The organism is Bacteroides gallinaceum (genome assembly GCF_030373775.1).
Taxonomy (GTDB): Bacteria; Bacteroidota; Bacteroidia; order Bacteroidales; family Bacteroidaceae; genus Phocaeicola; species Phocaeicola excrementipullorum.
In genome coordinates this window covers 73,765-87,047 of record NZ_JAUDEN010000017.1, presented here as the reverse complement: position 1 = coordinate 87,047, position 13,283 = coordinate 73,765, and the positions used below count along the sequence as shown (strand labels likewise).

The 13,283-nt window shown below is 46.9% G+C and carries 11 protein-coding genes; all 11 read right to left on the bottom strand.

The genetic code is table 11. The features are described 5' to 3' along the window. Positions 1-58: 58 nt before the first annotated feature. The 11 genes from QUW60_RS10575 to gap all read right to left on the bottom strand — a co-directional run bounded on the left by QUW60_RS10575 (position 59) and on the right by gap (position 13,115). A complete protein-coding gene (locus QUW60_RS10575; RefSeq protein ID WP_258338546.1) occupies positions 59-1,363 on the bottom strand; it encodes an ammonium transporter in 1,305 nt (434 codons plus the stop codon). A 91-nt stretch (positions 1,364-1,454) separates the two neighbouring features. Then, positions 1,455-1,811 carry a P-II family nitrogen regulator gene (locus QUW60_RS10570; protein ID WP_258338516.1) on the bottom strand — a complete coding sequence of 119 codons (357 nt, stop codon included), beginning with the start codon at positions 1,809-1,811 and terminating at the stop codon, positions 1,455-1,457. 94 nt (positions 1,812-1,905) lie between these two features. After that, positions 1,906-2,637: a hypothetical protein gene (locus tag QUW60_RS10565; RefSeq protein ID WP_289560328.1), complete on the bottom strand. Its 732-nt coding sequence runs from the start codon at positions 2,635-2,637 to the stop codon at positions 1,906-1,908. 417 nt (positions 2,638-3,054) lie between these two features. Continuing rightward, on the bottom strand, positions 3,055-4,422 hold the full coding sequence (locus tag QUW60_RS10560; RefSeq protein ID WP_258338518.1) for a glycoside hydrolase family 57 protein: 1,368 nt from the start codon (positions 4,420-4,422) through the stop codon (positions 3,055-3,057). Between the two features lie 18 nt (positions 4,423-4,440). Then, positions 4,441-5,712: a glycosyltransferase family 4 protein gene (locus QUW60_RS10555; RefSeq protein ID WP_258338519.1), complete on the bottom strand. Its 1,272-nt coding sequence runs from the start codon at positions 5,710-5,712 to the stop codon at positions 4,441-4,443. 16 nt (positions 5,713-5,728) lie between these two features. After that, on the bottom strand, positions 5,729-7,666 hold the full coding sequence (locus QUW60_RS10550) for an amylo-alpha-1,6-glucosidase (RefSeq protein WP_258338520.1): 1,938 nt from the start codon (positions 7,664-7,666) through the stop codon (positions 5,729-5,731). A 303-nt stretch (positions 7,667-7,969) separates the two neighbouring features. Next, a complete protein-coding gene (gene serS / locus QUW60_RS10545; RefSeq protein WP_258338521.1) occupies positions 7,970-9,244 on the bottom strand; it encodes a serine--tRNA ligase in 1,275 nt (424 codons plus the stop codon). Positions 9,245-9,325: 81 nt separating this feature from the next. Next, positions 9,326-10,129 carry a 3-deoxy-8-phosphooctulonate synthase gene (kdsA, locus tag QUW60_RS10540; protein ID WP_258338522.1) on the bottom strand — a complete coding sequence of 268 codons (804 nt, stop codon included), beginning with the start codon at positions 10,127-10,129 and terminating at the stop codon, positions 9,326-9,328. 3 nt (positions 10,130-10,132) lie between these two features. After that, the gene (locus tag QUW60_RS10535; RefSeq protein WP_258338523.1) at positions 10,133-11,065 is read right to left on the bottom strand and encodes a diacylglycerol/lipid kinase family protein; all 933 of its coding nucleotides are present in this window, start codon (positions 11,063-11,065) and stop codon (positions 10,133-10,135) included. A gap of 8 nt (positions 11,066-11,073) precedes the next feature. Continuing rightward, positions 11,074-11,985 carry a tRNA (adenosine(37)-N6)-dimethylallyltransferase MiaA gene (gene miaA / locus QUW60_RS10530; RefSeq protein WP_289560323.1) on the bottom strand — a complete coding sequence of 304 codons (912 nt, stop codon included), beginning with the start codon at positions 11,983-11,985 and terminating at the stop codon, positions 11,074-11,076. A gap of 119 nt (positions 11,986-12,104) precedes the next feature. Further along, positions 12,105-13,115 (bottom strand): type I glyceraldehyde-3-phosphate dehydrogenase, encoded by a 1,011-nt coding sequence (gap, locus tag QUW60_RS10525; protein WP_258338525.1) that lies wholly within the window; start codon positions 13,113-13,115, stop codon positions 12,105-12,107. Positions 13,116-13,283 lie beyond the last annotated feature (168 nt).

The window sequence follows — 13,283 nt, the reverse complement described above, 5'->3', positions numbered from 1 at the left end:
TCCGAACCCACGCACTGCGTGAATCCGGATTTCTTCCTGCGCCTTTCCTTTAAGTTTATCAATGGTTGTAGGCCGACTCTCCATGTTCGTAAATGTCAAGTCCCTCCTCTTCTACACGCTTGTCTACACGAAGGCCGACTGTCGAGTCAACAAGCTTAAACAAAATGTAAGTCACTACAGCACTGAACACAACCGATACCGCTGTAGCCAGAATCTGTACCCACAACTGATGCCAGTCGCCGTAAAGTGCTCCCTGCACTCCGTCGTCACCGGTAATAAAGCGGGTGGCAAACACACCGGTCAATATTGAGCCGACAATACCTCCGATCCCATGCACGCCAAAGGCATCGAGCGCATCATCATATTTGAATCTAGGCTTGATTACGGCTACCATAAAGAAACAGATGACAGGCGTGACAATACCTATGCAGAATGCACCAAGCAGACCGACAGTTCCTGCCGCAGGAGTAATCGCGACAAGTCCGGCAACGGCACCGGTACACGCACCGATTGTGGTAGGCTTCTTGTTGCATATCCAGTCGACAACCATCCATGTGATCGCCGCTACGGCAGTAGCTACATGAGTAACCAAAAATGCATTGGCAGCCAATCCGTCGGCAGCCAGGCCGCTGCCCGCATTGAAGCCAAACCATCCCAGCCACAGGAAAGAAGTGCCCATAAAGACAAAAGTCACATTGTGCGGAGTTATGGGATGGCCAATGCGATAATCCATACGCTTTCCCAGCATAACAGCCATAACCAGCGCCGAAATTCCGGCATTGATATGCACCACTGTCCCTCCGGCAAAATCAATGGCACCCATCTGCTGCAGGAATCCTCCACCCCACACCCAATGTGCCATAGGGAAATAAGCCAGAATCACCCACAACGTAATGAACAGAATATAACCTGAGAACTTGATGCGCTCGGCAAATGCACCCAATATCAAAGCCGGAGTGATGATGGCAAACATGCACTGGAACATCACGAACGTCAGTTCGGGAATGTTTCCGGCTGTCAGCGTATGTATCGAGATTCCGCTAAGAAAAGCCTTGTCAAAACCTCCTATCAGAAACGCCAGCGGATTGCCCGATTCGGAGAAACTGGTATCAAATGCCCAACTGTAGCCGAAAGCAATCCAAAGAATGCTGACCACCCCGACAATAAACAAGGTCTGCATGATTATGCTCAGCACATTCTTCTGACGGACCAGACCTCCGTAAAACAAGGCAATTCCTGGAATGCTCATCAGCAGCACCAGCAAAGAAGAGGTCAGAATCCAGGCAGTATTACCGCTGTCGAGCACAGGCGCTTCTGTCTGGGCAGAAACCTCAGGAACAAGACAAAACATGAAAATAAGCATAAGAGCAGCCGCCTTTACCGCAGCAAAGGTCTTTCTAACATATCCAGCCATAATGTAATCTCGTTTTAAAGTTATTGTATTCGTATTGTATTTATTTTTCTTGCTCTGCGTTGTAAAGAGCTATATCTCCCCTTTCCCCTGTGCGGATGCGTATCGCATCTTCAACAGGGATAACAAAAATTCTTCCGTCGCCTATTTCACCCGTTTGGGCAGCCTTCAATATGGCCTGGACTGTTTTTTCCACATTCTTTTCACGTACGACAATCGAAAGCAGAATGCGTTCTATCGAACTGGTGTCATAGACAACGCCACGGTATATACGACCTTCACGGGTCTTGCCGACACCTCTCACATCATAATAAGAAAACCATTCAATGTCAGCTTCCAGCAGGGCAGCCTTCACATCGTCAAATCTGGTTCTTCTGATAATAGCTTCAATCTTTTTCATAAATGCTGTTGTATTTGTATTTTGTAATTATAGTTTTGCGCTAAGTTAATCCTGTATCTTTTTACCCTGAAACTAAACTTTTATCCTAGAAACCTTAAAAACTCAAACCGGCCACAAAATGCGCCCCTTCCGTCGCCGGATTCCAGACAAGCTGGGCGAAAACAGGAAGACTCCACGAGCGGGTGATCTGCAATTCTTTTTCAACGGTTATGCCAACCTCGCAAACAGCAAAACCGTTTACCATGGCTTTTGAATATTCCGAGTTGCCACCGCCCGCATAAAAATCATTCTCCCACGGAGTAGCGCCAACAGTTGCCACCCAGTTCAGTCCGCCCAACTTGAAAGGCGCCGAAACCGACATATAAGAAGCATAGGCTTTCTTGCCGTCAGACTTATAGCCAACATTGCCCGCAAAGTTCGTATACCAGTTAAATGCAAGCAAACCGAAATCATACCCTACCTGAGCTTCGAACGTATGGTTGGTATTATGACTCCCGTAATGGAAATAACCGGGTCCGCCATTAAACCAATAATCCGTCACAGAAACGCTGAATCCGCCCGCTTCGTATCCCAAAGTCAAATCCAGTTCTTTCGTATCCGTTTTCTCAAAACCAACAGATCCCCAGGCAGACAGCGAGAGGCCTTTATAGCCAATAGCCAAGGAAGGCTGTACGCTTATATTGCCCAAATCCTGCCCGCGCCAGATGTAATTGCTCACCAGATCAAAGCCGACTTCTGCCTCAACCTTATCCTGCGCCAAAACAACTCCGGGAAATGCCGTCGCTATCGCCAACGGCAAGATACCTTTCTGAAACAATCCTTTCATCTTTTTTCATTTAGTTTGTTTATAAATCACCAAAGCATATCCGGATAATCATCTCCAACAATCTGAAAGCAAAATTATCACATTTTATATATGCGCCCTGCCATAATTGCCTTTTTTTGGTAAAAAAGCGAAGCCTTCTTTCATATTAAAACAATAAATACAGCCAATATTACAAATCAACGCAAAAACAGCTGCATAAGATTCAATACGAAAGAACAAGAAACAATACAAAATAACACGATAACGCATATTTAAGTATCAAATAAACACAATATTCACAAAAACACAAGACAAATGAAATCAGATAAACAAAATCACAATCATTAAAGAAAGGCAATAAAAAAGGCTCCTTGCCTGTTTTCCCATACAGGGATAAGCAAGGAGCCCTTCACTTAATATGAATCTAAAGAAGGAATTCTATTCTTCTTTCTTTGCAGTCTTGGCAGCAGTCTTTCTTGCAGGAGCTTTCTTAGCAGCAGGCTTTTCTTTCACCTCTTTCTTCAACTCCTCTTGAAGTTTTTTCACCTCATCAGTCAACTGAACCAGTTCCTGCTCCTGATTATGGATTGTTGTCAGCAAAGAGTTCAACTCTTCATCTTCCATATCAACCGGATACAAAGCATTCACACGCCCGATAAAGTCGCCGAGAATATTCATATAGTTCGTGAAAGCATCATACGGAGAATCATAAATGCCGCGGTTAAAGCCAACTTCCATATTCTTGGTTGTCATGAAACGGAAATTATTGCTTGCCTGCAAATAATCCCAGTCCTGCTTAATGCGGCGGTCGGAGCAGAGATAAACACGCTCAGCCACACTGTACAGCTTGTTGAAGGCTTCACGCTGCATCACGTTACCCAGCCACGGGCTGATATCACGTTCTTCATCAGTCCATGACATCGGATAAGGAACATCCACCATATCCACAGACTTCAGCTTGGTTACGATCTCTGTCGGAGTAGAGAAAGTAATGCCTTTCTGCTTTGCGCAAGCCGGAAGTGCCTTCAGGAACTCCAGAATGTTGGAAGACAGCGGCTGATAAATACCCAAAGCCGAAAGTTCCATAAAGATATTGATAACCTGTTCGTTCTCCGGCAAAGAAGCAATCCAGTCAATATACTTGTCAGCAAACAGTGGATATTCGCTCCACTCCGTATTTGAAAAACGCAGGCTGATATCATCCGAAAGCTTGAAATCGCGCAACAAAAGCTTCAGATTCGGATTCTCAGCGCAATGATACAGATAATGCGGGCTCTTCCAGCCAAGGACATGCTTTGCGCCTTCTGCCAGCATGCCTTTGAATCCCATTCCAGCAACAATGCCACCGATTTCATTATCATAAAGCAGACTTGAGTTGCGGAAAACTTTCGGATCCTGTCCAAAATAGTCTTTCACCTTCTGGCGCATGCGGTTCACTTCTTCACGGAAGCAGTCTTCGTTCTTCAAAGAAGACAAGCCATGAGAATAAGGTTCACACAAAAATTCGCAGCATCCTGTATCGTTCAGTTCATGAAGCAGCTCGATTACAGCAGGAGCATGAATTTCCAGCTGTTCCAGAGCCACGCCCGAAATGGAAAGAGCCACCTTAAAAGCTCCTTCATTGGCCTTGGCCATTTCAATCAGCGTTTTCAATGCCGGAATATAAGAACGTTCGGCAACGTCGTTCATCCCTTGCTCATTCGCATAATCATCATAATAATAATGATCTGTGCCGATTTCAAAGAAACGGTAACGTTTCAGATGAATGATTTGGTGTATTTCAAAGTAAAGACAGATTGTTTTCATACTGATTCAGTTTGTTTGTTATTTTCCATAATTGTTTAAGACCTGTTCGTAAAGATTGCGGATTCTGACTCCCACTTTCTCCCATACGATACCATCGACTTCTTTCTTGCCTTCGTCACGCAGATACTCATACAAAGACTCGTTGGTACAGATTGAATGAATGGCATCAGCCATCGCATGTATATCCCAATAATCAGTCTTGATACATTTAGTAAGAATTTCAGCACAACCCGACTGTTTGGAAATGATTGTCGGCACGCTGCACTGCATGGCTTCAAGCGGCGAGATGCCAAAAGGTTCGGAAACAGACGGCATAATATACACATCGCTTGCTTTCAGCACTTCGTACACCTGCTTTCCTTTCATGAATCCGGGGAAATGAAAACGGTCTGCTATGCCCCGTTCTGCGACCAGACGGATCATCGCATTCATCATATCACCGCTTCCTGCCATCACAAAACGCACGTGGCGAGCGCGTTTCAACACCATAGAAGCAGCCTCCACAAAGTACTCAGGTCCTTTCTGCATGGTTATGCGCCCCAGGAAAGTAACAAGCTTTTCGTTCGGATTCTTTTTGGGAACAATTTCCTGAATCTCCTTAGACAACGGCGACACGGCATTGTGCACGGTAAACACCTTGCGCGGATCCTGATAATATTTGTTGATTACGGTCTGGCGTGTAAGCTCACTTACACACATGATACAGTCAGCATGGTCCATCCCGTTCTTCTCTATAGAGTAGACTGTCGGATTCACATTGCCGCGGCTGCGGTCAAAGTCTGTTGCATGCACATGAATCACCAAAGGTTTCCCCGACACCTGCTTTGCGTGGATGCCGGCCGGATAAGTAAGCCAGTCATGCGAATGAATGATGTCAAAGCTCTGCTGGCGGGCAACGACTCCTGCTACAATCGAATAGTTGTTGATCTCTTCATGCAGGTTGTCCGGATATCTTCCCGAAAATTCCAGACAGCCCAGATCGTTTGTATGCATATAGTTGAAATCAGCATAGATATGGTCACGCAAATCGTAGTAGAGCTGCGGATCCATGTAGCCGCCTATACGGCTTTTCACATAATCCCACTGCACGTCCCTCCATACGATAGGCACACTGTTCATGCCGATAATTTTCAAAAAACTCTGGTCTTCGTCACCCCACGGCTTCGGAATGCAGAAAGTGATCTCCATGTCCGACTGCTGCGCCAGTCCATGAGTAAGGCCATAACTTGCGGTACCTAAACCTCCCAAGATATGAGGAGGAAATTCCCATCCAAACATTAAAACTTTCATATAGCTTCCTCCTTCCTTATTGATTATTGTATCTGTCGAGTAAATTCAATGTCCGCAGAATCTCTGCCACATTCATGGCAAACGAAACAGCGCCTCGTCCCTGGAAAGGCGGGTTACCGTCAAACAATTCCGGAATAGAACTGATGCAATGGCATGTCATCTGGTCTTCATAGCTGATCATCTGGCGTTCGACGAACGACACCGCACTCCGTTTGTAAATGCGCAGATAAGCTTCCAGATAGAATCCCTCAAGCCACGGCCATGCAGTTCCCTGATGGTAAGCATAGTCACGCTGGATCTGCGGGCCCACATAGTTCGGATTATAGCCTCCGCTCTTCGGACTTAACGAACGGATACCCTTCGGAGTCAGAAGTTCTTTCGTCACGATATCGACAATGCCCTTCTTCTGTTTTGCATCCAACGGAGAGTAATCCAGCGCAGCGGCAAAGATCATATTCGGACGGACACTCCAGTCCATCATGTTTCCGTCTACATAATCAAGCAGATAGCCATACTCGTTCAAGAACGTTTCAACGAAAGAAGGAGCAGTCTTTTCATAGATGCCCTGCAAGCCGGCAGCGAAGTCCTGGTCATCCGCCAGCAGGTCAGCCGCAAAACGAAGCGCATTATACCAAAGCGAGTTGAACTCAACGATATAGCCTGTACGCGGCACAACCGGCCTGCCGTTTGCTGTCGAGTTCATCCACGTAATCGCTTTTTCACGCCCGTTTGAATAAACCAGTCCGTTGGCATGAACCTCCAGATTAGGATGTTTTCCGGAAACAAGATAATTCATTACATCCTTTATCAGTTGTCCATACTTGTTTTTTGCCGCCTCCTTTGATGTAAATTTAGCATACTGCTGAACTGTCCACATCATCCACAACAGCACATCCGGATGTTCGATTTCCGTCATCTTCAATGCTGAGTCTTCCCCGTTAATGAATGCATAGACACATTTGACAGCCGTATCCATTATTTTCTCAAATTTCTCAACTTCCCCTATTGAGAGTGTCAGTCCCGGAAGAGATACGAACTCGTCGCGGGCGCGGCACTTGAACCACGGATAACCGGCAAGCAGATAGGACTCCTCGCCCTGCTTGTTCAAGAATTGATGAGCCGAGTTTATCAGGCAGTTCTTAAAGTTGTCGCGAGGTGTTCTCCTTTCAGCTTCCTTGGCAAACAATTCGTTAAGCGATTCCGTATCAATGGAAGATATGCCCCCGGAAAAAGTGATGCACTCCCCTTTTTTGATGCTCATTTCAAAATACCCGGGCACATAAAGATCTTCATTGAAGTCATAGCCTCTCTCCTGCTCCTTCGGATACTCGATGCCGCGATACCAGTCCGGTTCAAAATGGAAAGTGACATTCTTGCTGAACTGCATGTACAGTTCCGGATAGCCCGGATACATGCATGTCTTTATTCCATTGTCCACCTCATCGTAATGGCGGTTGGCCTGCGAATTCTCATGCGTATACTGACGCACGCTTCTGAAAGCCAGATAAGGACGCAGACGAAGGATCGTATCCGAATGCGCATCAACCAGCGTATAGCGGATCAAGATACGGTTTTCATGATGAACAAATACTTTTTCTTTCTTCAGCACAACCCCTCCCACACGATAAATGGTTGTGGGAACTTTCTCACAGTCGAATTCTCTAATGTATTTGTGACCACGAGGACTGAATGTACCGCCGCCGTACTTATGGATGCCCAGATTAAATTCAGCACCATGCTGTATCACAGTTTCATCCAACGAAGACAGCAACACATGATTTTCATCATCCAGTTCCGGAACCGGAATGACAAGCAAACCATGATATTTGCGCGTATTGCAGTCTACAATCGTAGAACAGTGATAAGCTCCAGAGCGATTGGTTCGGAGAATCTCCCTCGTCAAAGATTCCTCCAGATTTGTCATAAGAGTTTTATCAAAACGTAAATAACTCATAGCTGTATATTAAGGTTATAAATTAATAATCCCATGCAAAATAAGTTTTTCACTTTATTTCACCCCAAAATTAGCAATTAAATGTAAACATCAAAACCAAATTGCATTTTTTTTCTCATGCAACTGACGTTTTAGTTTAAAAAGACACAAACGAACAACAAATTCATGCTACACAACACATTTATAGGCACTTCCAATGCCTTATCACGAACACAACCAAACAAAAAGACATACAAAAGGCGGCACAAGCATACAGAATCATCCGCAATCTTGTGCCGCCCAGGCAAACTCTATGAAGAAATATCAGTCAATCATGTCAAACCCGCAATACGGAACCAGAGCCTTCGGAATGCGGATGCCTTCCGGCGTCTGATTGTTTTCAAGCAATGCGGCAACGATACGCGGCAAAGCCAGTGCGGAACCGTTCAATGTATGGCAAAGTTCCGTCTTCTTGTCGGCCGTACGGTAACGGCATTTCAGACGGTTTGCCTGATAAGTGTCGAAATTCGAAACGGAGCTGACTTCCAGCCAACGCTTCTGAGCCTCTGAATATACTTCAAAGTCATAGCAAATGGCAGCCGTAAAGCTGATGTCCCCGCCGCAAAGACGAAGAATACGGTAAGGAAGTTCCAGCTTCTTCAGCAAACCTTCCACATGGTCCAGCATCTCCTGATGGGACTGTCTTGAATGCTGCGGAGTATCGATACGCACCAGCTCCACTTTAGAGAACTCATGCAGACGGTTCAGCCCGCGCACATCCTTTCCGTAAGAGCCGGCTTCACGGCGAAAACATTCCGTATAAGCACAGTTCTTAATAGGAAGCTGCTTCTCATCCAGGATCACATCACGGTAAATGTTCGTAACAGGAACTTCAGCCGTAGGAATCAGATAAAGGTCGTCCAGATTGCAGTGGTACATCTGCCCTTCCTTGTCGGGCAGCTGTCCCGTACCATATCCCGAAGCCGCATTCACCACTGTAGGAGGCATGATTTCAGTATATCCGGAAGCCTTTGCTTCATCAAGGAAGAAATTAATGAGCGCACGCTGCAGACGGGCCCCCTTACCTTTATATACAGGGAAGCCTGCGCCCGTAATCTTGACGCCCAGATCGAAATCGATAATGTCGTATTTTTTTGCCAGCTCCCAGTGCGGCAGCGCATTCTTCGGAAGTTCCGTTTCCATTCCTCCCATCTTCACCACCACATTGTCTTCGGCCGTAAGTCCTTCGGGCACCTCGTCATAAGGCACATTCGGGATTGTATAAAGCAGATTCTGCAAATCCTCGGCAGCCTTGTCCATTTCCTCCTGCAGTGCCTTGTTGGCTTCCTTCACTTGAGCCACACGCGCTTTGGCAGCTTCAGCCTCGGCGCTTTTCCCTTCTTTCATCAGCGCGCCGATGCTTTTGGAGGTAGAGTTCACTTCCGCCAAGTTATTATCTAATTGACTCTGAGCCTTTTTTCTTCTGTCATTCAATTCAATAGCCTGAGCGATGGCTGCCTTCGCATTGGCAAAGTGCTTTTTCTCAAGCCCGCGGACAACCTTGTCGGTATCCTCCGTAATTTGTTTAATAGTAAGCATATCTTTCTCTATTTTAAACGATTGTCGTCATTTTAATTTGCGCAAAGATATAGTTTTTTATCGAAACTGCGGCCACAATAGTTAAAGACTTTGGCGGATGCGCACCAATTTCTCCAGCAATCCTTCCAGCAGGTCGAGCTTGAGCATGTTCGCTCCGTCACTTTTGGCCACGGAAGGGTCTTCATGAGTTTCCATAAACAGGCCATCCACGCCGACAGCCACTCCTGCCTTCGCTATGGTTTCGATCATTTGCGGCATGCCTCCCGTCACTCCCGAAGTCTGGTTCGGACGCTGCAGCGAGTGGGTGACGTCCAGAATCACCGGATGCCCGAACGACTGCATGACAGGAATGCCGCGATAATCCACAATCAGATCCTGATACCCGAACGTAACTCCTCTTTCCGTAAGCATAACCTGATCATTCCCGGCTTCCACCACCTTATCCGCCGCAAACTTCATCGCTTCAGGCGACAAGAACTGCCCTTTCTTTATGTTAACGATCTTTCCGGTCTTTGCGGCAGCCACCAGCAGATCAGTCTGACGGCAAAGAAAAGCAGGTATCTGAAGGACATCCACATAGCCGGCAGCCATTTCAGCCTCTTCTGCGGCATGTATATCCGTCACTACGGGCACCCCGAATGTATCGCGCACCTTTGCGAGCACCTTCAATGCCTTTTCGTCGCCGATACCCGTAAACGAATCCAGGCGCGAACGGTTCGCCTTCCGGTAGGACCCCTTAAACACATAAGGAATTTTCAGTCTGTCGGTTATTTTCACCACTCTTTCGGCAATCCGAAGAGCCATATCCTCGCCCTCAATGACACAAGGGCCTGCCAGCAGGAAGAAATTTTCTCCCCGGCACAAATCAGCTACTGACTTTATCATATATCAATTAGGTATTATCAAAGTTATCGCTTCGGGAGCGATGGTCACCTCTATCGGGAAATGGCGGTCAAGCCACAAGCGTCCGTCAAGGCTGACTTCCGCATTCTGCGCCCGAAGGATTTTCACACAACGCGTACGATAAGGCTTCACAATCTTATGATTCAGCAGTCTTCCCTTCTGCAGCATCCACAAACCGGATATCAGTTCCCTGAGTTCAGGACGGTAAACCACCGAAACATCCAGCCAGCCGTTATAGGGCACCGCGCTGGGGGTCAGCCCATACCCATAGGCACTGCCTATCGCAACAGCCATGACACGCCCCCGGATATGCTCGTCGTTCACTCTCAGATGCATCCGATAAAGCTTCCGTTCAAAAGCAACAAGAAAAAGAGAAGACAGATACGAAAACAGAGGGATTCCCCAAAAACGGCGGGTTTCGTTTGTTATGCGCACGATCCGCGCTCCGAGGCCCATATAAACAGCGTTCAGAAAATAGCGCGTCTGGTGCTTCTCTCCGTCGAAGTAAGAAAAGACGCCGGCGTCGACTTTTCGCAGGCGCCGGTTGATAAGCACGTCTACCGAAAGTCTGTAGTCATCCGCACTCAGCCCCCAATATTTGGCAAAGTCATTGCCGATGCCATTCGGTATGACGCCCAGCGCTATCGAAGACTTGTCTTCCGCATCCGATCCCATAATGCCGTTCACCGCATCGTTGATGGCGCCATCTCCTCCCACCACCACTATCGTGCGGTATCCGTTATTGGCCAGTGTCCGCGTCAGACGCTCAATTGAGCCGAAGCCCTCCGACTGCACATAATCATACTTCACGCCGCGCTCGTCCAGATATTCACGGATATTCTTCCACCGGCGCTGCGCTTTCCGAGTACCTGCCTTGGGATTGTATACAATCCCCCATCTGTTCGGTTCTACCGCCATAATCGTTCTTATTTTAATAAATTCTCTATCTGTTCCAGTTTCTCCTCCAACGGCAATGCCGCATCGATCCAGTGAATGGTGAATCCCCTCCTTTCCATGCCGCGGAACCAGGTCATCTGCCTTTTGGCAAACTGATGAATGGCAATTTCCAGCTGGCCGAACATCTCCTCATAAGTCAGTTTCCCGATGGCATACAAAGTCAGGTATTTATATTCCAGTCCATAATAGATCAGGTCTTCCGGGCTGATTCCGCTTGCAAGCAAGGCTTTCACCTCGTCAACCATGCCCTCATCAAGCCGCTGTTTCAGCCTGCGGGTTATCTTCTCCCTCCGCTGTTCACGGCCGATTCCGACACCTACCACCAGGCTTCTGATATCGGGGAAAGCCCTTTCCTCCACCTGATGCTGCCTGTAATACTCCTCGATCTCTATGGCGCGTACCGCACGCTTCACCGTATCCACATCCGTCGAGTTATGAAGTTTCTTATACGTTGCAAGAATGCCGGTCAGCTCTTCAAGCGACTTGTCTGCCAGACGCAGGCGGAGTTCCGGATTTTCAGGTACAGGAAGCAGCCGGTAACCTTTCAGCACCGACTCAAGATACATTCCCGTGCCTCCGCACAAGATCGGAAGCATTCCCCTGCTTCGAACATCTTCGTAAGCCGCCAGGAAATCCCGCTGGTACTCAAACACGTTGTATTTATAGCCAGGCTCCACAATGTCTATCAGATGACAGGGAATCCGCTTCCCGCCGACAACATAGTCGTCCAGGTCCTTTCCCGTTCCCAGATCCATCCGCCTGTACACCTGCCTGCTGTCTGCGCTGATGATTTCCGTATCCATCCGCCGCGCGAGAGCAGCTGCCAGCGATGTTTTTCCGGAAGCTGTAGGGCCTAATATCGCAATCAAATCATACTCCATACTCCAAACGAAAGGTTCTGACGGCAAAGATAACTTTTTCTGCGCATTCCACACACAAGTGCGCAAAAAAAGCCGCCTGAAAAATCAGACGGCTTTCGCTATATGGTTGTTATAACTGATTAGCAGTTTACAGAAGCCATGTGAGCGATCAGATCCAATACTTTGTTAGAGTAGCCGATTTCGTTGTCATACCAAGAAACAACCTTAACGAAAGTATCAGTCAAGTAAACACCTGCGTTAGCATCGAAGATAGAAGTCAAAGTGCAGCCCAGGAAGTCAGAAGAAACAACTGCATCTTCTGTGTAGCCCAGTACACCCTTCAATTCACCTTCAGAAGCTTCCTTCATAGCAGCGCAGATAGCTTCTTTAGTAGCCGGCTTAGCCAAGTTTACAGTCAGGTCAACTACAGATACGTCCAAAGTCGGAACACGCATAGAGATACCTGTCAGTTTGCCGTTCAGTTCAGGAATAACTTTACCTACAGCCTTAGCAGCACCTGTAGAAGACGGGATGATGTTGCCAGAAGCAGCGCGACCACCTCTCCAGTCTTTCATAGAAGGACCGTCAACTGTCTTCTGAGTAGCAGTTGTAGAGTGAACAGTAGTCATCAAACCGTTTACGATGCCGAACTTGTCGTTCAGAACCTTAGCGATCGGAGCCAAGCAGTTAGTAGTACAAGAAGCGTTAGAAACGAACTGAGTACCCTTAACGTAAGTCTTTTCGTTAACGCCGCAAACGAACATCGGAGTATCGTCTTTTGACGGAGCTGACATAACTACATATTTAGCGCCAGCCTGGATGTGAGCCTGAGCTTTTTCTTTAGTCAGGAACAAACCTGTTGATTCAACAACATATTCTGCACCTACTTCATTCCACTTCAGGTCAGCCGGATTCTTTTCTGCAGTTACACGGATTTCTTTACCGTTAACAATCAGCTTGCTATTTTCAACGTCAGCTTCGATAGTACCGTTGAACTGGCCGTGCATTGTATCATACTTCAACATGTAAGCCAAGTAATCTACCGGGCACAAGTCGTTAATACCTACGATCTGGATGTCGTTTCTGCTCTGAGCAGCACGGAATACAAAACGGCCGATACGACCGAAACCGTTAATACCTACTTTAATCATTTTGTTTAACTTTAAAAGGTTTTATAATAAACTTTATAAACACTCTCCTGTTTGTCTGTTGCAGTCCTCTTTTCCCCGACTGCGATGCAAAAATAAGGAATTCTTTCCAAAGCTCAGCACGAAAACAATAAAAATTGATTAAAATATTCAGCCAGCTCTGCTTTATTA

Coding starts and splice junctions, on each gene's coding strand:
- QUW60_RS10550 (WP_258338520.1), bottom strand. CDS start 7,666: ATGAGTTATTTACGTTTTGATAAAACTCTTATGACAAATCTGGAGGAA.
- QUW60_RS10575 (WP_258338546.1), bottom strand. CDS start 1,363: ATGCTTATTTTCATGTTTTGTCTTGTTCCTGAGGTTTCTGCCCAGACA.
- QUW60_RS10560 (WP_258338518.1), bottom strand. CDS start 4,422: ATGAAAACAATCTGTCTTTACTTTGAAATACACCAAATCATTCATCTG.
- gap (WP_258338525.1), bottom strand. CDS start 13,115: ATGATTAAAGTAGGTATTAACGGTTTCGGTCGTATCGGCCGTTTTGTA.
- kdsA (WP_258338522.1), bottom strand. CDS start 10,129: ATGATAAAGTCAGTAGCTGATTTGTGCCGGGGAGAAAATTTCTTCCTG.
- QUW60_RS10555 (WP_258338519.1), bottom strand. CDS start 5,712: ATGAAAGTTTTAATGTTTGGATGGGAATTTCCTCCTCATATCTTGGGA.
- QUW60_RS10570 (WP_258338516.1), bottom strand. CDS start 1,811: ATGAAAAAGATTGAAGCTATTATCAGAAGAACCAGATTTGACGATGTG.
- miaA (WP_289560323.1), bottom strand. CDS start 11,985: ATGGAGTATGATTTGATTGCGATATTAGGCCCTACAGCTTCCGGAAAA.
- QUW60_RS10535 (WP_258338523.1), bottom strand. CDS start 11,065: ATGGCGGTAGAACCGAACAGATGGGGGATTGTATACAATCCCAAGGCA.
- QUW60_RS10565 (WP_289560328.1), bottom strand. CDS start 2,637: ATGAAAGGATTGTTTCAGAAAGGTATCTTGCCGTTGGCGATAGCGACG.
- serS (WP_258338521.1), bottom strand. CDS start 9,244: ATGCTTACTATTAAACAAATTACGGAGGATACCGACAAGGTTGTCCGC.